The organism is Candidatus Photobacterium acropomis (assembly GCF_030685555.1).
In the GTDB taxonomy this organism is placed as follows: domain Bacteria; phylum Pseudomonadota; class Gammaproteobacteria; order Enterobacterales; family Vibrionaceae; genus Photobacterium; species Photobacterium lucens.
Genome location: NZ_CP131608.1, coordinates 366,175 through 386,867 on the forward strand (window position 1 = coordinate 366,175; position 20,693 = coordinate 386,867).

General features: G+C 38.2%; 16 protein-coding genes. 7 read left to right on the top strand and 9 right to left on the bottom strand.

The features are described 5' to 3' along the window. Positions 1-639 precede the first annotated feature (639 nt). Positions 640-2,169: an alanine/glycine:cation symporter family protein gene (locus Q7657_RS01635; protein WP_107166164.1), complete on the top strand. Its 1,530-nt coding sequence runs from the start codon at positions 640-642 to the stop codon at positions 2,167-2,169. 57 nt (positions 2,170-2,226) lie between these two features. On the opposite strand, the gene Q7657_RS01640 is transcribed toward Q7657_RS01635, so the two are convergent. Next, positions 2,227-2,784 carry a type II secretion system protein gene (locus Q7657_RS01640; RefSeq protein WP_107166163.1) on the bottom strand — a complete coding sequence of 186 codons (558 nt, stop codon included), beginning with the start codon at positions 2,782-2,784 and terminating at the stop codon, positions 2,227-2,229. 368 nt (positions 2,785-3,152) lie between these two features. Between Q7657_RS01640 and dbpA the strand changes: the two genes are divergently transcribed. Further along, positions 3,153-4,538 (top strand): ATP-dependent RNA helicase DbpA, encoded by a 1,386-nt coding sequence (gene dbpA / locus Q7657_RS01645; protein WP_053987541.1) that lies wholly within the window; start codon positions 3,153-3,155, stop codon positions 4,536-4,538. 88 nt (positions 4,539-4,626) lie between these two features. Here dbpA and Q7657_RS01650 read toward each other — a convergent pair whose 3' ends face one another. Both Q7657_RS01650 and Q7657_RS01655 read right to left on the bottom strand, forming a co-directional pair. Continuing rightward, positions 4,627-4,884 (bottom strand): hypothetical protein, encoded by a 258-nt coding sequence (locus tag Q7657_RS01650; RefSeq protein ID WP_237760301.1) that lies wholly within the window; start codon positions 4,882-4,884, stop codon positions 4,627-4,629. Positions 4,885-5,131: 247 nt separating this feature from the next. Beyond that, positions 5,132-5,353 carry a hypothetical protein gene (locus Q7657_RS01655; RefSeq protein ID WP_107166162.1) on the bottom strand — a complete coding sequence of 74 codons (222 nt, stop codon included), beginning with the start codon at positions 5,351-5,353 and terminating at the stop codon, positions 5,132-5,134. A 375-nt stretch (positions 5,354-5,728) separates the two neighbouring features. On the opposite strand from Q7657_RS01655, the gene Q7657_RS01660 reads away from it, so the two are divergent. Both Q7657_RS01660 and Q7657_RS01665 read left to right on the top strand, forming a co-directional pair. Next, complete coding sequence (locus Q7657_RS01660; RefSeq protein ID WP_053987543.1) at positions 5,729-7,546, top strand: cation:proton antiporter; 1,818 nt, start codon at positions 5,729-5,731, stop codon at positions 7,544-7,546. Between the two features lie 122 nt (positions 7,547-7,668). Then, positions 7,669-9,153, top strand: a complete 1,485-nt coding sequence (locus tag Q7657_RS01665; RefSeq protein WP_107166161.1) for a phosphoethanolamine transferase — start codon at positions 7,669-7,671, stop codon at positions 9,151-9,153. A gap of 86 nt (positions 9,154-9,239) precedes the next feature. Here the strand turns inward: Q7657_RS01665 and Q7657_RS01670 are convergent, their stop codons facing one another. Continuing rightward, entirely contained in the window at positions 9,240-10,139 is a 900-nt protein-coding gene (locus Q7657_RS01670) for a LysO family transporter (protein WP_107166160.1), read from the bottom strand. Between the two features lie 704 nt (positions 10,140-10,843). Between Q7657_RS01670 and Q7657_RS01675 the strand changes: the two genes are divergently transcribed. The 3 genes from Q7657_RS01675 (at position 10,844) to Q7657_RS01685 (ending at position 13,975) form a co-directional block, all read left to right on the top strand. After that, on the top strand, positions 10,844-12,271 hold the full coding sequence (locus Q7657_RS01675; RefSeq protein WP_107166159.1) for an amino acid permease: 1,428 nt from the start codon (positions 10,844-10,846) through the stop codon (positions 12,269-12,271). 217 nt (positions 12,272-12,488) lie between these two features. Then, a complete protein-coding gene (locus Q7657_RS01680) occupies positions 12,489-12,821 on the top strand; it encodes a tRNA-binding protein (protein ID WP_107166158.1) in 333 nt (110 codons plus the stop codon). A gap of 146 nt (positions 12,822-12,967) precedes the next feature. Next, on the top strand, positions 12,968-13,975 hold the full coding sequence (locus Q7657_RS01685) for a substrate-binding domain-containing protein (RefSeq protein WP_107166157.1): 1,008 nt from the start codon (positions 12,968-12,970) through the stop codon (positions 13,973-13,975). A 51-nt stretch (positions 13,976-14,026) separates the two neighbouring features. Here Q7657_RS01685 and Q7657_RS01690 read toward each other — a convergent pair whose 3' ends face one another. The 5 genes from Q7657_RS01690 to galK all read right to left on the bottom strand — a co-directional run bounded on the left by Q7657_RS01690 (position 14,027) and on the right by galK (position 20,639). Further along, positions 14,027-15,478 carry an EAL domain-containing protein gene (locus tag Q7657_RS01690; protein WP_107166156.1) on the bottom strand — a complete coding sequence of 484 codons (1,452 nt, stop codon included), beginning with the start codon at positions 15,476-15,478 and terminating at the stop codon, positions 14,027-14,029. Then, positions 15,475-16,785, bottom strand: coding sequence for a GGDEF domain-containing protein (locus Q7657_RS01695; RefSeq protein WP_107166155.1), 1,311 nt, complete (start codon positions 16,783-16,785; stop codon positions 15,475-15,477). The genes Q7657_RS01690 and Q7657_RS01695 overlap by 4 nt, the downstream gene beginning before the upstream one ends. Next, positions 16,782-18,077 carry a GGDEF domain-containing protein gene (locus Q7657_RS01700; protein ID WP_107166154.1) on the bottom strand — a complete coding sequence of 432 codons (1,296 nt, stop codon included), beginning with the start codon at positions 18,075-18,077 and terminating at the stop codon, positions 16,782-16,784. Before Q7657_RS01700 ends, Q7657_RS01695 begins: the two co-directional genes overlap by 4 nt. A 308-nt stretch (positions 18,078-18,385) precedes the next feature. Then, complete coding sequence (gene galM, locus Q7657_RS01705) at positions 18,386-19,444, bottom strand: galactose-1-epimerase (protein ID WP_107166153.1); 1,059 nt, start codon at positions 19,442-19,444, stop codon at positions 18,386-18,388. 40 nt (positions 19,445-19,484) lie between these two features. After that, positions 19,485-20,639, bottom strand: a complete 1,155-nt coding sequence (galK, locus tag Q7657_RS01710; RefSeq protein ID WP_107166152.1) for a galactokinase — start codon at positions 20,637-20,639, stop codon at positions 19,485-19,487. Positions 20,640-20,693 lie beyond the last annotated feature (54 nt).

Below are 20,693 nucleotides of genomic sequence, written 5' to 3' on the forward strand. Positions count from 1 at the left end.
TTTACGTATTTCTTTTTTCTAATTTTTGCATCAGTGCTTTGGATTGGTATTCCACTACTAGCTGTATCAGTTTAATTGAATGTTATTTTTCTATTTTATGGTTAATAAATCTTCTTCTTATGGTTGTTAGCCATAAATAACAACAGATTCGATTAATAGATAACATTGAGACAGATATACTGCAAAAAACAGAATATTAGTGACTATATATTCACGGTTTGTGATTCTTTATCTTTTTATTCATGATTTGATATTTATCATTTTTTGATATTACTCTCATTGTTGAAGGTTATTTCACTAGTTTGTGTAAGAGATAACCCATTATTTAGTTCGTTTTGTTTAAGAGATATGCGTTTAATCCAGCCTTTCTTTTTTCTCCACTTTCTCCTGAACATTATTCAATTGTAATAACTTACTTTTATAAAACGTGTTTATCTATCTGTTTTATAAAACTTTATTCATTTGTTGCTATTATCATTTATCAATGGCTTATAGCTGTTTTGGTTATATGAAAAGCCACTTTCATAATTTTATAGTGGGGGTTTATTCATTATCAGGATATTGCTATGTTAAAAGTGTAAACACAATGTGAAAAATAAATAATAAATCGAGTGTTATGCATTCGAACAAGGATGTTGTATGAAAAAATATTTAATGACTGCTGCGATGCTTGGAGCATCAAGCAGCGCGTTTGCAAGTACGCTTGACGATAAGATCAACGAAGTCGTTGCGCCTATTGTTAACCCTTTTGTTGGGATGATTTTCTCTTCTATTCCTTTACCATTTACCGATGTACAAGCACCATGGATTGTTCTTTGGTTAGTGGTTGCAGCCGTCTTCTTTACCGCTTATATGGGCTTTATTAATATCCGTGGTTTTAAGCATGCGGTTAAAATTGTAAAAGGCGATTATGCCGATCCTAAAGACAGTGGTGATGTGACTCCGTTCCAAGCCCTTTCTACTGCGCTGTCAGGTACTGTTGGTCTAGGTAATATTGCAGGTGTGGCTGTTGCTATTACGATTGGTGGTGCTGGTGCAACATTCTGGATGATCCTTGCAGGTCTTCTAGGTATGTCAACTAAGTTCGTAGAGTGTTCTCTCGCTGTTAAATACCGTACATATAACCCTGATGGTACAGTCTCGGGTGGTCCAATGTACTACCTAAGTCAAGGCTTAGAGAAGCGTGGTAATGCCGCATTTGGTCGTACGCTTGCAGTACTATTCTCTATCTTTGCCATTGGTGGTGCGCTAGGTGGCGGTAACATGTTCCAAGCAAACCAAGCTTATAAGCAGGTTGTGGGTGTTACTGGTGGCGATCTATCGTTTTTTGCTGATAAAGGCTGGTTGTTCGGTCTATTGTTAGCTGTGCTGGTGGCATTCGTTATCATTGGTGGTATTAAGTCGATTGCAAAAGTCACGGCGAAAGTAGTGCCTTTCATGGCAATCATCTATGTTGGTGCTGCACTTGTTATCATTGGCATGAACTACACCTTAATCGATGATGCGTTTGCTGAGATCATCAATGGTGCATTTACTGGTGAGGGTATTACAGGTGGTGTGATTGGTGTGCTAATTCAAGGCTTTAAACGTGCCGCATTCTCGAATGAAGCCGGTGTGGGTTCGGCGGCGATTGCGCACTCAGCAGTAAAAACTAAAGAGCCAATTTCTGAAGGTTTCGTATCACTATTAGAACCGTTTATCGATACGGTTGTGATTTGTACCATGACAGCGCTTGTTATCATCATTACAGGTCAACTTAATTCAGGTCTTGCTGGTGTAGAGCTTACGTCTGCAGCCTTCGGAAGCGCCATCTCTTGGTTCCCATTAATTCTTGCTGTAGCCGTTGTACTGTTTGCATTCTCAACTATGATCTCTTGGTCTTACTACGGTTTGAAAGCATGGACGTACCTATTTGGTGAGAGCAAAAAAGCGGAAATGGCGTTTAAATTGATGTTCTGTACGTTCGTTGTGATTGGCGCATCAATGAACTTAGGTCCTGTTATCGACTTCTCTGATGCGATGATTTTTGCAATGGCACTGGTGAACATTGTAGGTCTGTACATTATGGCACCAGAAGTAAAACGTGATTTAAAAGATTATCTACTACGTTTGAAAAATGGCGAGATCAAAGAACAAGGTAAAGATGCAGCGAAGTTAGCGAAACAATAATTAGTAGCTGTTAGATAGCAAAATGCCGAGCGATATGCTCGGCATTTTTTATTTGGGTTACTTACATGGAGTGAACGTTAACTTATAATCAGAGCTACCAGATGATGGTGGAGTATAAGTAATAAAACAGTTGTCACGATTCATGACTAATGGGAAATCACCAGACGCATCAGCAACGTTTGCTTTTTTGGTAAATTGGCTAAAAGTGAATAGCAGGTTGCCATTGTCTCTTACCATTGCCCAGTCACTATCCATATTTGCAAGTAGACGTTTAAATGTTTCTTCTGTGGCTTCTGGATAACCATAATAGAAGGTACAAGCTGCATCTTTGCTGCAGCCAGGAATTCCTACATCAGCAGAGAAGGTATAGTTATCAGGCTCGTCTTTCCCTTTATCTCTTGTTGTAACATAAGGTGAGTTTTCTAAACCATTCATGGTTAGCTTTGAGTAACCAACGCCAAGAGCTGATTTAAGCGATCCCTCAAGTCCCTTCAGTGACGCATTTCTCGCATCAACTTGTAAGTTCATAAACTTAGGTGCAGCAACCACGGCCAAGATGCCTAAGATGACAATCACGACCACTAATTCAATTAAAGTAAAACCGTTCTTTTTCATAGGAGGAAACCCATGGGATATAGATTAATTGTGTTTTGGGTGGATTTTATTCGTTATAGTTATTTTAACAAGTTATTTATTGATAAATAGAACTTTAAATGTGAATTGTTATTCATTATAGGATGATTTAGTTAATAAATAGTGAGTAACTATTTTTTTAACTTGTTAGAAATACATAAGAAATGGCGAAAGCCATCAGTTTAATCCTCAGCGCTTATGACATGTGGTCGATGTAAATCTGCGGAAGTAGATTGTCAGCATGTCCATTAGCTGATAGTGTCGCACCCTTTACGCATGTTGAGACTTCAACATGCCGATTCTTCTAAAAACATGCTGTCTAGTGTGTTAGACGTATACAGGACATAATTGTGAGCCAGACTGCTTTTTCAACGTTAAACTTAAATCCTGATTTGCTCAGTAACTTAACGTCATTAGGTTATGACGCAATGACGCCAATTCAAGCGCAAAGCTTGCCTTTGATCCTTGAAGGTAAAGACGTTATCGCACAAGGTAAAACAGGTTCAGGTAAAACAGCGGCATTTGGCTTAGGATTACTGCAAAACTTACGTGTGAAGCGTTTCCGAGTGCAAACCTTAGTGCTATGTCCTACTCGTGAACTGGCGGATCAGGTAGCGAAAGAAATTCGTCGTCTTGCACGTGCTATTCATAACATCAAAGTGCTAACACTATGTGGTGGTATGCCATTTGGACCACAAATTGGCTCACTTGAGCATGGTGCGCACATTATCGTAGGTACACCGGGTCGTGTTGAAGAGCATATTCGTAAAGGCTTCTTATGTTTAGATGAGCTAAACACGCTTGTACTTGATGAAGCTGACCGCATGCTTGAAATGGGTTTCCAAGATTCATTAGATGCAATCATTGAAGGCGCACCGCGTGATCGTCAAACACTACTCTTTAGTGCGACATACCCAGATCAAATTGCCTCTATTGCGAAGCGTATTATGCGCAATCCGGTACAAGTAAAAGTAGAATCTAACCACGATAACAGCAGCATCTCTCAGCATTTCTATAAAGTAGATAATAATGAAGAGCGTATGCGTGCAGTACGTTTATTGTTAAGCCAACACCGTCCGGAATCTTGTGTTGTGTTCTGTAACACCAAGCGTGAAGCACAAGAGATCTCAGATGATTTAGAAGCTTACGGTTTTAGTTCAATTGCCTTACATGGCGATTTAGAGCAGCGTGAGCGTGACCGTACATTAGTGCTGTTTGCTAACAAGAGCCGTTCAATCCTAGTGGCAACCGATGTAGCAGCTCGTGGTTTAGATATTGATAACCTTGATGCGGTGATTAACTATCACCTTGCACGTGATACTGAAGTGCATGTTCACCGTATTGGTCGTACAGGTCGTGCTGGTAGCAAAGGTATTGCTTGTTCACTGTTCAGTGATAAAGAGCACTACAAAGTCGCGTTACTTGAAGATTACCTTGATCGCCCAATTGAAGGCGAGATGCTACCACCAGAACATTTGCTTGATCAGCCAACGTTCCGCCCTGCGATGATCACATTAATGATTGATGGTGGTAAAAAGCAGAAAGTACGCCCTGGTGATATTTTAGGTGCGCTTACTGGTGAGAACGGTATTGCGGGTAGTGATGTAGGTAAGATCAATGTATTTGATTTCTGTGCTTATGTTGCTGTGAAGCGTGAAGTTGCACGTGCAGCATTGAAGAAGCTAGAAAATGGTCGTATTAAAGGCCGTAACTTCCGTGCTCGTCAATTGCGCTAAGTTTGGATAAATCTTTAAGATAAATAAAAGCCGATAGCGATATCGGCTTTTTTTTCTGCTCGTTACAGATAACGTTTTACCAGACTTTTTATAAGAAGTAGTGTTGGTAGTGAGAGTAAATATACTCACTTAAATAGTAAGACAGTTTGAATGAGTGCTCATCAATACATACCGTGCAATCTCGCTCATCGTCATCAATGGAATTTAAAGCGACCGCAATTGTCTTCCATAACTCTAATTCACTATTACGAGGTATATCTGCGATGAGGTTTTCATCACTGTTTAAGTTGATTGTTAGAATAGCCATACTACATCGCACAAGAATAAAGTGGGCGAGGATATGCATGATTATTCCTTTTAACAATAAAAAATGATGTTTTATGTAAGCAATATCTCATTTATTGCGATTGTTAGGGGGGGGCAGAATGAATAAGTATGAGCTTTTTAGAAAGCAAGGGAGTGAGGTTTGCTGTACTTTTTTTCATATACCAGCAGAGATTGAAAGGGAGCAACTCTCATCAATCAGAGATAAATGAAAGCCGATAGTGATATCGGCTTTGTTATTTTTTGGGGAAAGCACATAGCCAGAAAAGTTATAAAAAATAATGTTGGTATTGTGCGTAAATATTTTCACCAAGGTAGTGTGGCACTTTAAAAGAGTGGTCATCAATACTTAAAAAACTGTAGATGTCGTCTAGTTCATCTTCTTCTTTTAAAGAAATTGCAATCATTTTCCAGAGTTGCAGTTCGTGAGCAGGTGGAATCTTAGCAATAAATTTTTCGTTAGCACCTAGCGTGATATTTAATGTAGCCATATTAATATCCTTATCCTTGTTATTTTATGGTGTAAGAAGAATAGTAATCAGATGCTTATTAGCAATTATTTATACCTATAGCGTTATCGAGATCTCGTTTTTTACTTTTCGTTATTTATTTCTAAGTGACTAATTTGCGTAAAAATGACAGCAAATAATTTAGACATATTATGCTTGGTTATTTATTGTTCGCGCTTTGCTCTAAAAATAAACGACAAAACGATATGATTGAACTCATGGCTTATTTGTCAGTCTGATGATGGCAAAGAAAAGCTTTTAATTAGATTGGGCATTATCTAATGTTGGGATCTATATTCGTATTATTTTAAGTTCACGCAACTGTGTGATTTGTATTAAGCAATAGAGAATGACTTCATGCATGAAGAAATGATTGGCTTAACCATTGCGGGTCTTGGGGTTTTAGGACTGAGTTGTCAATGGTTAGCATGGCGAATGAAATTGCCAGCGATTTTATTATTACTGATGGCGGGGCTGCTCATTGGTCCTGCGACAGGACTATTTAATCCCAATATTTTATTTGGTGATTTGCTGTTTCCTTTAATTTCATTATCCGTTGCGGTCATTCTATTTGAAGGTAGTTTGACGCTTAATTTTGATGAAATTAAACATGTTAGGCGCAATGTAAAAAGTATTGTGACGGTCGGTGCAATCATTACATGGATGATCACCAGTGCTGCGACACACTATTTATTGGATTTTAGCTGGTCACTGGCATTGCTGTTTGGCTCAATGACAGTCGTTACAGGGCCAACAGTAATTGTGCCGTTATTGCGCACAGTACGACCGCAAGCGAAATTGGCGAATATTCTGCGCTGGGAAGGGATTCTAATTGACCCAATCGGTGCGATTTTCGTGGTGATTGTGTATGAATTTATTGTTTCAAGCAGCACAGTACACAGTTTAGAAGTCTTCGGTTTAATGTTGCTGGTGGGGCTGGTTGTTGGCGGTGTTGCCGGTTGGTTACTGGCGCATATCTTACGTCGCCATTTATTACCTGAGTACCTACAACCATTTGCGGTATTAGCGCTTGTATTAGGTGTGTTTGCTGGTTCTAACGCACTCGAATCTGAAGCGGGTTTATTGGCTGTAACAGTAATGGGTATGTGGTTAGCCAATGCGAAGGATGTGAATATTCAGCATATTTTGCACTTTAAAGAAAACCTCACCATTTTATTAATTTCAGGTCTGTTTTTGATTTTGGCTTCACGCATTCAAATGACGGATTTTCATGCCTTAGGTTGGGGAGCATTAACACTGTTTGTCGTGATCCAGTTGGTTTCTCGTCCAGTGTCGATTCTCGTTTCAACTATGTTTAGCAAGTTGGAAATCAAAGAGAAATTATTCCTCGCTTGGGTGGCGCCAAGAGGTATTGTTGCCGCAGCGATTTCTGCATTATTTGCGTTAAAACTATCGAAAGACGGAGTGGAAGGTGCAGATCTTCTGGTGCCATTAACCTTTATGGTGATCATTGGTACTGTTGTACTGCAAAGTTTGACTGCACGTCCAATGGCTAAATTACTCGGTGTTGCAGAGCCATGTCCGAAAGGCTTCCTATTAGTAGGAGCTAATGACGTAGCGCGAAAAATTGCATTGGCACTGCAGAAGTATGATTGCCGTGTGGTACTGACAGATTCTAACTGGGACTACATTCGCGCAGCGCGTATGGCTGGATTAGAAACGTATTATGGTAATGCAGTATCAAGCCATGCAGATGAATATCTTGATGTGATTGGTATTGGTCACTTATTAGCAATTACGCCGGATAAACACTTTAATGCCGTAGCAACGATGCATTTTGAAAGCGATTTTGGCAGTCGTAATGTATTTCGCTTAAATGGTCGTCGTCATAATAGTGGCTTAGAGAAGCATTCAGCATCACAAGCGCACAGTGGTACAGCTTTGTTTGGTGAGGACATCAGTTATAAGAAATTAGCGAGCTTGATGAACCAAGGTGGTGAAATTAAGCACACTAAGTTGAGTGATAACTTTACGTTAGAAGACTACTACGCACAGTATAAATCGAGCCAATTGATCCCAATGTTTGCTGTTGATCCAAAAGGGTTCATTTATACCTATACGGTAAATGACGAATTTGTGGTGAAAGCAGGGTGGACGATTGTGTCATTAATTAAAGAAGTGAAACCGTTAGAAGAAGCAAAAACAAACGCTTAGAAAAGGCTTCACTATGATAAATATAAAGGCACGGTTAACGTGCCTTTTTTTATATTTGTTGTGTTACTATTTCGCGCTCAGTTAAATAAAATAATTGGTTTACCGTGAAACAAAAAATAAAAATGTTTATAAAAAATAAACATTTACTCTTCGATCTCGTTATTTCCCTTTTGCTGGTTATATTAACCACCGTTGCAATGGGAGAAGATAATCGTACCAACCTGTTAACCTTGGTGATCTACTTTGTTGGCTTTGTGATTGCCGCGGGATATAAGCGTGTTAAATACTGGCTGCTTGTACCACTGTTGGTTATTAGCTGGCTATATTTACCGGTAGGGATGGTTTATGGTTCACCGAATATTGGCTCTGTTGCTTCATTATTTGATACTAACAAGCAAGAAGCATGGGAATTTATTACTAATATTCCATCTGATGTTATTCCATGGTCTGTGAGTTTATTTGTTTTAATTGTTATTTTTTCTTTTAAAAAGACATCTTACCAATTAAAACATGACATCCCATTATTAATTGCTGTAGCGCTGTTGTACTTCTCGCCATACCATCATTTCTTTGTTCGTGGCTATAAGTCTGTAACGGACTATTTTGTACAAGAGAAAGCGTTAGAAGCCGCTTTTTCTCATAAAGTGAACTTAGCAATTGAGCAAGTAACCCCGAAATACCAGAACTATGTGTTAGTGATTGGCGAGAGTATGCGTCGTGATTACATGTCGCTTTATGGTTACCCAACGCAAACAACACCTTATTTAGATAAAGCGAATGGATTGTTTGTGAATGGCTATGTTTCTACTGCGCCGAATACAACGACCTCATTGCCACGCACTTTATCGTTAAGCCAAGGGTTGACGTTTGAGCCAAATATCAATGTGATCAATTTGGCTAACAGCGCAGGGTTTAAAACTTATTGGTTATCTAACCAAGGTAAAATGGGGCGTTATGATACGCCAATTTCAAAGTTTGCAATTCTAAGCAATGAAACGCACTTTTTGAAAAATGGCAGTTTTAATGGCTCGATTAATTATCAAGACTCTGACTTATTACCTGTATTTAAACAAGCATTGTCAGAGAAAACGTCTGAGCATAAATTAATTGTGGTGCATTTAATGGGATCACATGCCAAGTTCTGTCGTCGAATTAAACACGATCAATTTAACTTAAAAGATAAACAGCTTTCTTGCTATTTAACGACTTATCGAGAATTTGATCAGCTAATGAAGAAGATGGTAGGGATCCTCAATGATAGTCAGCAATCTTATTCGCTGTTGTATTTTTCTGATCATGGCTTAAGTGATAGCCATAGCAAAGGTAAGCCGGTTTATTTAGTCCATGGTCCGGATCATAAATCGAATTATGAAGTGCCATTTTTTATCTTATCTAGCGATAGCCATCAGCATACATTGCTCAATAAACCCGTGAGTGCTTATCACTTTTTATCGCTATTTTCAGATTGGACAGGGATCAGCTCTAAAAAGCTAACACCGCTATCTATCGATCAAATTAACGATAAAAACATCAAAGTGTTTAACTATACCAAGATGGTTGATTTTAATGCGTTAGCCCCCGATCCTGCGGTAAAAATATCAAGCTAGTTTAGTGCGATAAGTGACAACAAAAAAGGCAGAGTACGTATTGTGCTCTGCCTTTTTTATTGCATGTCTGTTATTGAGTACAGCGCTTATAGCGAGACAAAAAACAAGATCAGCACTGGGACTAATAAACTTAAAATAAAGCCACTAACAATGGCGACAGGCACACAACGAATGCCGCCTGAGCTTTGGATAACAGGCAAAGTAAAGTCCATTGCGGTTGCGCCAGCATAACCTATCGCAGTGTTAGGGTAGCGCTGTATTAATAGCGGTATTAATACCAGCGCTAACATCTCTCGTAGTAATTCATTAAGCAATGCAGCACCACCTAACACGCTACCCAAGCTATCACCAATTAAGATGCCTGCCAGTGAATACCAACCAAATCCAGATGCCATGGCTAAACCGTGGTTGATAGGTAAATCGAGCAGTAGTGCTGCGATAATACCACCACAAAAAGACGTCACAATCATCACGAGAGCAATGGTTGCCCCTTTCTTATTTAGCACGATTTGCTTTAGCGTCATGCCACTATTACGCAGCTGAATACCAATAAAGAACAGCAGGAGTAATAAAATAATCTCACTGGCTTGTGATACCCAAGATAGATCGATATTGAGTAATAACCCTACCAACAAGCCGCCAGCGACGACTAATACCAATTTAAGTGATTCAGCCATCATATGCAGGATAGGTAATTTATGTTGCTTATGATCCGATGCGGTTGGCATAAAGCGATCGATCATTGGCAAAACGAACAAGTTACAAGTACTGATGCAGCCAAAAAAGGTCAGAGTGTAGAGCAAAATTTGGTTGAGGTTTTGGCTGAGATTATCGAGTCCTGCAAGGCTTAATCCCATTAATGCCAAGATCAATAAGACTAAACGACTGGTTTGGGTATTAATAAAGTTAAGGATCTTCTTACTATGAACGGGTATGAGGTAACCAATCACAAGCGGTAAAAAGATCAGTAAAAATCCGGAGAACATAGTATTCCTAGCTAATGGGCTGTCGAGGTTAGTGATGGATCATAGCGTGTAATCAATAACTTGTATGAGTAAAAAGCACCAGGAGATCGTTACAGATTGTAAAAACCAAAAGGTATTTTTTACTAAATTATCGCTGCAATATTAAGCCATTTTTTCAAAAAACACGCAATAAATATGGTGATGTATTAAGCGTTATGATTTGTTCATGAACGATTTAAAGGTATGAAGTGACGTATACATTGACTGATTGTTTCGGTATTAAATTATTGATTTTATGTAGTTATTTTTGTTATTTAGATTTAGTTTGAATCAGATCACTAAATAAAGCCGCAACATGCCATTATTTGCTAGCACATTCACAAACTGAATTATTTGATGTGATCAACTTAAAGTTAAGGGATTTATCTGGTTTTTTTTAGTAAATCTTTAACTAATACTTTGTCACAGTTAAGGGGCGAGGAAACAATGAAAAGTCGATGCTACCTTTGTAAAACAAGGAATGCTTCCGACAGCTCAGTTAGGTATCTGCGCTTTTTATTTAGCTAAAAATGTAAACGTTTCCACTTTGTGGGTCATCACTACAGCGTGAGAAACAATAATTAAAAATCAAATAAATCCAATAAATCAAGGCCTTACTCTGTATCCTACACCACAAGTAAGCGCTGTAGTTGCCATTATTAACGTGCTTTATAGCGGAGATTCTTATGTCTGACTCCAAACGTAATACCATAGGTAAATTCGGCTTATTGTCGATGACCTTTGCTGCGGTCTATAGCTTTAATAACGTCATCAATAACAATATTGAAATTGGTTTATCTTCATCGCCAATGTTCTTTATTGCTACTCTGTTCTACTTTGTCCCTTTCTGTTTGATCATTGCAGAATTTGTATCTCTTAATAAAAACTCTGAAGCTGGGGTTTATGCGTGGGTGAAAAGCTCACTGGGTGGTCGCTGGGCATTTATGGCAGCGTACACATACTGGTTTGTAAACTTATTCTTCTTTACCTCTTTATTACCACGCGTTATTGCCTATGCGTCTTATGCTTTCTTAGGTTATGAGTACATCTTTACTCCAACCACAACGACAATTTTAAGTATTGGTCTGTTTGCATTCGCCACTTACGTTTCAACCAATGGTGCGAAGATGTTAGGTCCAATTACATCAGTGACTTCATCGTTTATGTTGTTCTTAACCTTGTCTTACATGTGTCTTGCAGGTGCTGCTGTGATGGGCGGTATTCAGCCTGCCGATCCAATCACGGTAGAGGCATTAACACCACAAATTAACTGGGCGTTCTTTGGTGTAACCGCATGGATCTTTATGGCAGCAGGTGGCGCAGAATCGGTATCGGTTTATGTTAACGACGTGAAAGGTGGTCATAAGTCGTTTGTGAAAGTGATTATTTTCGCAGGTCTATTTATCGGTGTGCTTTATTCAGTATCATCAATTTTGATCAACGTGTTCGTTGAGCGCGAAGCACTGAAGTTTACCGGCGGTTCAGTACAAGTCTTTGAAGGTATGGCGACTTACTTTGGTTTACCTGAAATGTGGGTTAACCGCTTTGTTGGTGTTGTGTCATTTACTGCAATGTTTGGTTCATTACTGATGTGGACAGCAACACCGGTGAAAATTTTCTTCTCTGAAATTCCAAAAGGCATTTTCGGTGAGAAAACAGTCGAGCTGAATGAAAATGGTGTACCAGCACGTGCAGCATGGGCGCAGTTCTTCATTGTTATTCCACTACTTATCGTGCCTATGCTGGGTTCTGACACTGTTCAAGATCTAATGAGTACTGTGATTAACATGACAGCAGCCGCTTCAATGCTACCACCGCTGTTTATCATGCTAGCTTACCTAAACCTACGCTTGAAATTGGATCACCTAGAGCGCGACTTTAAGTTTGGCTCACGTATGACGGGTATTGCGATGGTGTCAGTGTTAATTGCTATCTTCACTGTGGGCTTCTTAGCGTCAACTTTCCCAACCGGTGCAGATATCATGACGATTATCTTCTACAACGTGGGTGGTATTGTGATTTTCCTTGGTTACGCATGGTGGAAATACAGCAAATACGAAAGATCACTAACGGTTGAAGAGCGTCAATTAGAAGCGAAAGCTGCAGTACAATAAGTGTAAAAATAACGCGTTATAACAACACTTAAAAACAGCCACTGACCAACATCAGTGGCTGTTTTCGTTGGTGTTGTTTAAAGATTTTCTGATGTCACAAAGTCAATAAATAAAGTGTGATCAAGCAGTGTAATAGCAGCATATTTGATTGTTTGTGTAAGCGTTTCCATTACACTGTTTCTATTAATTAGTAATCTGTTATATAAGGGAAAATCAAATGGAAACAGTTTCATACGGTGACTTCGCAAAATTAGATATTCGTGTGGGTAAGATCATTGAAGTGGCACGTCATAGCAACGCTGATAAGCTTTACATCGTTCAAATTGATGTGGGTGAGAAAACACTACAAACCGTGACCAGCCTTGTACCTTATTACACAGAAGAAGAGTTAATGGGCAAACAAGTGGTGGTGCTATGTAACTTAGCGAAAGCGAAAATGCGTGGTGAAACCTCAGAATGTATGTTGCTTTGTGCTGAAACCGACGATGAATCGGAAAGCGTACTGTTAACTCCTGAACGTTTAATGCCTACGGGTGTGAAGATTGTTTAATGCTTGAGTGGCTATAGATGATATGAGTCCACTGTTTGTAGCCACTTTTTATATCAGCAAATAGAAATATCACTAATGCTTGGAAATTCATTGCGTTGTACCGGTTCACACGGTTAAATGAGCGCAGTTAAACAAAGAGAGCAATTATGGCAACCATTAAGGATGTCGCTTGTGAAGCTGGGGTGTCGATTGCCACTGTCTCGCGGGTGATCAACAAGTCTCCAAAAGCAAGTAAACAATCGATTGAAGCCGTGACTAACGCAATGAAACAGTTGGGCTATCGCCCCAATGCGGCTGCTAAAGCGTTAGTGCGACAAAATACCGATACCATAGGTGTTCTGGTGGGGGATGTGTCAGATCCTTTCTTTGGTACCTTGGTTAAAGCTGTCGATGTTGTCGCTCATCAACATGGTAAGCATATTTTGATCGGCAACGGATATCACAATGCTGACGATGAACGACGTGCCATTGAACATTTAATCAATAGTCGTTGTGATGCGTTAGTGATTCACGCTAAAGCATTAACTGATGAAGAGCTGATTAACTATGCCAACGAAGTGAAAGGCTTAGTGATCATTAACCGTCATATACCTGCTATTGCTGAGCGTTGTATCTCTCTTGATAACCATAAAGGTGCGTATTTAGCGACCGAATATTTGATCCGTCATGGTCATACGCACATTGCATGTATTGCTTCTAATCATGATATTGAAGATGCCAGTGAACGTGTGCAAGGTTATTTAGATGCGTTAGCGGATAACAATATTACGTTATCAGGCAGTTATATTGAAAAAGCCATTCCTGATAGTGATGGTGGTGAAACTGCGATGGTAAATTTGATCACTAAATCATTACCGATGACGGCATTAGTGGCTTATAACGACTACATGGCAGCTGGCGCATTAGCAGTGTTACAAGAAAATGGTATTCAATCACCGCAGAAGATGTCGCTGGTGGGGTTTGATGATGGCTTAATTGCCCGTTACACCACTCCAGGATTAACAACAGTGCGTTACCCGATTCAGATGATGGCAGAAAAGGCCGCTAATCTCGCATTAGCGTTGGCTGATGAGCAGGTGGTTGATACTGAAGCGATGCGTTTCTCTCCAACCTTGGTACGTCGAGGTTCGGTTGAACGATTAGCCTCTGAGTAGTGCTTAACTGATTGATATAACAAAGCCGACATCATGTCGGCTTTGTTGTTTTCAGTGATGATGTTTAGTCGAACTTGCTGTGGTTAGCTGACTAAAAGCGATTAAATCCATTGGTTTATAGAACAGAAACCCTTGGAAATATTGGATCCCTAATGTTGTTAGTATGGCTGCTTGAGAGTCTGTTTCGACCCCTTCCGCGACTAATTCTAAATTCATTTTTTTAGCTAAAAATACAATACTTTCAACAAGGTGTGTTGATTTTTCCTCGTCTTTATCAAGATTATCAATAAAGCATTTATCTATCTTCAGGTAATCAAATTTATATTCTGTGAGATAGTGAGGAGCTGAAAAGCCTGTCCCATAATCATCGATTGCAAACTCTACTCCGTGTCGGCGATAAGCCTGCATTTTTTGCGGCGTATCTTCACGTATAAACGGGGTTGATTCTGTAAACTCCAACACTAAGCGGCAATGCTGACTTAAGCGTTTGCTTAACGCATAGACCTTAGGCTCAAATAAACATAGTTCAGTTAAATTAAAGCTTAGTTTGAACGTTTTAGCGTTATAGAGCACAGAGCTATTGTGTATTTGCGCGAGCAGCGAACACGTCAGTAACGGCGTTAATTTTTCCTTCTCAATGTAAGGAATAAACAAATATGGAGGTACAAGTTCCCCTTTATTGGTGATCCAGCGAGCAAGAATTTCTGCGCCAATAATGTTGCCATTATGATCAACAATAGGCTGTAAATAAGGCTTAATTCTGTTGTTTTTAATTTGATATTTAACTAACTCATGTTCACATGTTTTACCTAAAAAATAGCCAAAAATGCACGATAGCAATAGCAAAACTAATAAGTAGCCTAATTTTTCATCAACAAAAACGACGAGTGCTTTTTTAGGATCCATATTTACATTAATTTCGATGTCGTTGAAGGTGAATTTACAGTGGCATAACTTTTTAACATTACTCATCACTTGGTTTTCATCACCAAGGATCACGCCATTAAAGTTCACTTCTCCTTCACCGATCTTATTAAGGTAATTAAGCTGTAAAGGTTTAAAATAGACTCGAATAAAAGTCTCGTTATTCACTGCAAGCATATAGTAAATAATCGGTTTTTTAGAGATAGTACTTTTTAATTTGACATGAAAACCTGACTCATTCACATGCTCGGTATAGCGGTCACGAAGACCAAATGTACTAAATACAAAATAGTTCTTATGAATGACGGCAATACTGCTTATAGAGTTACTTTGCTCAACCAATGTTTTTAATGCGCTTTGCTCTTTTAATGTTGGAACCGTTAGCGTAGCAAACTGCTCTTTTAGCGTTTTTTTGATTGTTTTTATTGAGCCAAATTCTTTAAGCAGTACTTCTCTTTCTTTATCAATGACATGATCAATAAATCTGTTATACATAACAGCAGTAATGCTACTGAATACCAAGATAGAAAGCGCAATGCTGACGCAGAGTGAAAGGGGTTTTATGGTTTTAAAATTCATTGGAAAACTACCTTATTGCGCCCATTTTCTTTTGCTTGGTACAGCGCTTGATCTGCAATTTTTATCGCATCATCTAATGTTGAGTTATGTGCCATCATGCCACCAATTGAAATAGTAAATTTGATGTCACTTTCGTTTTGGTTAGAAATTGCTTCTCGTAATTGATTCGCTTTTCTTTCTGCGATGTCTTTATTATCAATATTCAGTATTAATACGAATTCTTCGCCACCCCAACGGTAGAGTTGCTCTGTACTTCGGATATTACTTTTTATAATTGACGCTGTTTGACTAATTACTTGATCACCTACATCATGACCATAGGTATCATTGATGTTTTTGAAATGATCAATATCAAAAATCAGAATAGATTTATTAGATAGTAATTTGTTTTTAAACTTATGCTCACCATAATCTCGTCGATAACATTTAGTCATATTGTCAATTTGAATTAAGTTCATAATCGTTAAAAAGCATTTGACCAAAGCAAAGATAGCAATTGTTATCGAAAGAGAAATGAGAGTACTCCAAACTGTCATAGCATCATAATCTAGATATAAATGGATACTTTCATTATCCGTCGTTGTATTGACGTTTATGCTAGATAGAGGAAAGCTAAATTGGCTTTTTTCTGTGCTATATAGCGTAAACTGCTCTTTATTAAAGTCTTCAACCCAGTTGTTATAAATACTGCTTTTTACATCAAATACGAGCAGTGCGGATAATTTATGCGAAATATAAATCGGCATAAATATTGAACGGATCTCTTGATGAGTAAATTTCTCTTTATAAGGCAGCGTTAATTGTAATTTTGATGATTCAAAATAATCGGTATAATTTTCAGGTATATTATTGATTGTTGATAACTTATGAAGTAGATCATGCTCGCTTTCATAGAGATCTTTGATATGTGGTACACGTAGTGGTGATGCATATAACACGTCTTGATCTGCACCATCAATAACAGCTAATGTCCAATAGTCTTCATTAACCAGTTTTTTTAAGTTAATAGATAATTGATGCATTTTTGTTGAAAACTTTTTAATAGTTCGAGCTTTAGAATTCATAACACCAACATTATTTATATGATGTATACCTTGCTCAATAAACACATGTTCACTATTAATATAATGTTGAGTAAAGCTGTGTAATTGGTCATAGACCAGATAAATTTTACTTCTTATAAAAGAAGATAATTCTTTTTGTTTAATTTCATTTAATTGATAAATAAAATTAAACGAGAGAGCAAACAGCAGTACAAACGTAATAATGAATTTGAAAGTAATAGAGCTATTTTTAAATATCATCATAGGTATTGACTCTGGTTACGACCATCAGATTTTGCTTTATATAATGCAATATCAGCACGATAAATAGCTTGGTAGATTGACTCATCTTTCTTTTGCTCAGTCACACCTAACGATACGGTTACCATTTTGTGCTCATTGAGTTGATATTGCAGCCCTTGTCTGATTTGTTCTGCTTTATTCATCAGTTCTACCTTACTGAGTTTAGGTAGAACGATAAGGAACTCTTCTCCGCCCCAGCGAAATACTTTTGTATTACTTTCACTAAGATAATTTAACTGTTTGGCAATATGTTTAATAACGGTATCACCGATATCATGACCATAGATATCATTAATTTTTTTAAAATGATCAATATCTAATAAAATTACAGAATTATTGCATTTATATTTAAAGTAAATATCGAACACATTGCGTCGGTAACAGTTTGTCATCGAATCTTTGGTCATTAAAGAAGCTAATTTATTTTTAGTTAAGTAAACGAGTAAATAAATAGATTCAACAACAATATAAAAAGCAAGTGAAATTGATAGTACGTTTAACCAATCGAGTCCTATTACTTGGTTAGATAAATCACCTTTGGTATAGGGAATATCTATCTCTTTAGTGAAATAGTTATGTCTATTTCTTCTCTCATATTGGGTGAAATTAGTTTCATTAAAATCATGAATGTACTTATCCATATGACCAAAGTATAAGTCAATCATTAAAATCGCTTCTAACTTTTTTTCAATATAGATAGGCATAATAATGCTTCTTAATCTATCTAGTGATACCTTTTCAACATAACTTCGAGTGATCATAATGTTAGGTTTACTTTCGCTATATGATTTCGAAAATTTATTCTTTTCGACAGTAATATCAAATAAATTATCTTTCTGAGAAAGTGCTGAATATTCAGGGTAAAAAGGAAGAAAGAAAAAAGACTCAGGCGTTAATACTGATAATGTTTTTATCTTATCTTCATCTATAAAGATAGATAATCGATTCTTAATTGATATTATATATTTTTCGACATCAGGTACTTGGCTCTTATTAGTTACAATAAAGCCACCATTATTCATTTCATCAGTACGGTTTATTTCTTTGTCTGATAAAGAATAAAGCCCTGCATTTTTCGTTTCTTTATTAACATTTAAATAATGATGATAAAAATCATTACTGATAGAGATAATTTTATCGTAATGGTTTTTAATATCATACTCAATCATGTTGATATGGATGTAGTTGTAACTCACTAGAGCTAAAGTAAAGAAAGTATTTAAAAATAAAAAACGAATTAAAATCTTCTTCATTTAATATGAGTACTTAATAAGATGAATTTATAAAATAAAAGGATTGCGAATTATATGGATATCGAATAAATAATCAATCACTGGTAATTAAATGCTGCAATGAATTAATTTATTATTAATCAATTGGTTATGATTGTTTTTTGATATCGTTAATATTTTATTACACTTATCATGTTTGATTTTTCATTTAAAAAATATGAATTATATTTCAAATGTAACTGATGGTGGTGACTTTGTTTTTAATATGTTGTGTTTTGTTGCTAATAATAAAAAGACCTTAAAGTAACTTTAAGGTCTAGGTTTTTTAGTTAATAACTAAATTGATAGGTGGTGGTGTAGTTGTATTGCTCTTGGGGGGAGAGGTAACAACTGGGTTGCTCCCATTCTGGGTGGTTAGGGGAATCGGGTAAAAACTGGGTTTCTAACGCCAATCCTGCGTAATCTTGATATTGCTTGCCATCACGAGCAGGGGTACCCGCTAACCAGTTGCCGCCATACAGTTGCACAGCTGGTTTATTGGTTTTTACCGTCATGGTGACTTTGTTATCAGGGGAAATTACTTCAGCAATAATCTCACTAGTATTTCTTGCTGGGTTTAGCACAAAGCTATGATCGTAACCTTTAGCTTGTTGTTGCTGTTGATCTGTCAGTAAGTCTTTACTCAGTGTTTTGCTGATACGGAAATCAAAACTGGTATTTTCAACAGGTTGTGGCTTGTCGAGTGGTATACCAAGGCTATTGGTCGGCAAATAGTAGTCAGCATTAATACGTACTGTATGTGAGCGATTATCACCGTCCCAGCTCGCCCCTTGTAGATTAAAGTAACCGTGATTAGTTAAATTAACGGGTGTGGTTTTATCAGTATTAGCAAGGTAGTGAATGGTCACTTCATTGCTATCGGTTAAGGTATAACGCACAGCAACATTCAGTGTACCGGGAAAGCCCTGATCGCCATCTTCAGATACTAAGCTAAATAAAACGCTATCTTGGCTTTGCTCTACTATCTGCCAACGGCGTTGATTAAAGCCATCTTCACCACCGTGAAGGCAATTACCATGTTGATTGGTTGATACTTGGTATGCTTGACTATCAATACTGAAGCGACCATTGGCAATACGGTTAGCATATCGACCAACAGTTACACCCATGTAGCTTTGTTGGGCATAAAAATCAGCAAGGTTATCGACGCCTAATAACACTTCTCGTTGTTCGCTGCTGCTAAGGGGAAGGCAACAACTTAACCAAGTAGCACCAATGTCCATCAGCACGATACGCATTCCATGGCTATTGGTGAGTTCAATGACATTAGCTGGCTTGCCATCGTAGGCGAGCTGCTGAGTCATAGCGTGCATGAGTGGGCTTTGCATTGGTGCTCCTTACCTATTAATTGGTTAGCGATTGAATGAATTAAGCAATCTTGCCTGCGCCATCTTTAGCTTGGCAGACGTAAATTGACTCTTTTAATCCGGTTGCAGCTTGGTATTTCGCTTCAACGGCTGCTTTTACATCATCCACTAATGTTGGTGGAACAAGCGCGACAATACAGCCACCAAAGCCGCCGCCAGTCATACGTACACCGCCTTGCTCGCCAATCACGTTTTTAACGATTTCAACAAGGGTATCGACTTCAAATACTGTGATTTCAAAATCATCGCGCATAGAAGCATGAGATTGTGCCATTAGCTCAGCCATACGCTTCATATCGTGATTACGTAGAGCAGTAGCCGCTTCAACGGTGCGATCGTTTTCAGTGATCACATGGCGAGCACGTTTCGCTACTAACTCATCCAGCTCGTGTGCTTTGGCATTAAATTGCTCAATGGTGACATCACGCAGTGCTTTGACGCCAAAGATACGTGCAGCCTCTTCACATTGCTGACGACGAGTATTGTATTCGCTGTCCACTAAGCCACGTTTTTTATTAGAGTTGATGATCACAACTGCCATGTCTTCAGGCATGGATACCGCTTGGGTTTCTAGGCTGCGGCAATCTAATAACATTGCATGATTTTCACGACCTTCGGCAGAGATCATTTGATCCATAATGCCGCAGTTACAGCCTACGAATTGGTTTTCAGCTTGCTGACCATTTAAGGCGATTTCTGCTTGGCTGATCTCAAGGTTATAAAGCACCTTAAAGGTTTGACCAATCACCACTTCTAGTGCTGCAGATGAGCTTAATCCTGCACCTTGAGGAACGTTACCTGTTACTGCAATATCAGCACCCGTGAAAGTGAAGCCACGTTCAAGTAAACATTTCACTACGCCACGAATGTAGTTTGCCCACATCTTATCTTGTTGAAATTCGATAGCTTGGGTGAGATCAAACTCATCGGTAGCATTGTCATAATCTACCGATACCACACGAATGATGTTGTCAGTACGGGGAGCAGCAGCAACCACCGTTTGGTAGTTAATAGCACAAGGTAAAACGAAGCCATCGTTGTAGTCGGTATGTTCGCCAATGAGGTTTACACGTCCCGGTGCTTGGATTAAATGGCTTGGTTGGTAGCCTAATACTGTGGTAAAGGCGTGTTTAACGTTTGAAATTAGATCTGACATAAAAAACTCTCACAAAATAGGGTAACTTATGCCGCTGTTATATAGCGGCACAGT

Bases quoted from the DNA above. Each gene is read 5' to 3' on its own strand.
- Q7657_RS01685 (WP_107166157.1), top strand. From the start codon at position 12,968: ATGGCAACCATTAAGGATGTCGCTTGTGAAGCTGGGGTGTCGATTGCC.
- Q7657_RS01635 (WP_107166164.1), top strand. From the start codon at position 640: ATGAAAAAATATTTAATGACTGCTGCGATGCTTGGAGCATCAAGCAGC.
- Q7657_RS01690 (WP_107166156.1), bottom strand. From the start codon at position 15,478: ATGAATTTTAAAACCATAAAACCCCTTTCACTCTGCGTCAGCATTGCG.
- Q7657_RS01640 (WP_107166163.1), bottom strand. From the start codon at position 2,784: ATGAAAAAGAACGGTTTTACTTTAATTGAATTAGTGGTCGTGATTGTC.
- Q7657_RS01680 (WP_107166158.1), top strand. From the start codon at position 12,489: ATGGAAACAGTTTCATACGGTGACTTCGCAAAATTAGATATTCGTGTG.
- Q7657_RS01700 (WP_107166154.1), bottom strand. From the start codon at position 18,077: ATGAAGAAGATTTTAATTCGTTTTTTATTTTTAAATACTTTCTTTACT.
- Q7657_RS01665 (WP_107166161.1), top strand. From the start codon at position 7,669: ATGTTTATAAAAAATAAACATTTACTCTTCGATCTCGTTATTTCCCTT.
- Q7657_RS01650 (WP_237760301.1), bottom strand. From the start codon at position 4,884: ATGCATATCCTCGCCCACTTTATTCTTGTGCGATGTAGTATGGCTATT.
- galK (WP_107166152.1), bottom strand. From the start codon at position 20,639: ATGTCAGATCTAATTTCAAACGTTAAACACGCCTTTACCACAGTATTA.
- galM (WP_107166153.1), bottom strand. From the start codon at position 19,444: ATGCAAAGCCCACTCATGCACGCTATGACTCAGCAGCTCGCCTACGAT.
- Q7657_RS01655 (WP_107166162.1), bottom strand. From the start codon at position 5,353: ATGGCTACATTAAATATCACGCTAGGTGCTAACGAAAAATTTATTGCT.
- Q7657_RS01675 (WP_107166159.1), top strand. From the start codon at position 10,844: ATGTCTGACTCCAAACGTAATACCATAGGTAAATTCGGCTTATTGTCG.
- Q7657_RS01660 (WP_053987543.1), top strand. From the start codon at position 5,729: ATGCATGAAGAAATGATTGGCTTAACCATTGCGGGTCTTGGGGTTTTA.
- Q7657_RS01695 (WP_107166155.1), bottom strand. From the start codon at position 16,785: ATGATGATATTTAAAAATAGCTCTATTACTTTCAAATTCATTATTACG.
- Q7657_RS01670 (WP_107166160.1), bottom strand. From the start codon at position 10,139: ATGTTCTCCGGATTTTTACTGATCTTTTTACCGCTTGTGATTGGTTAC.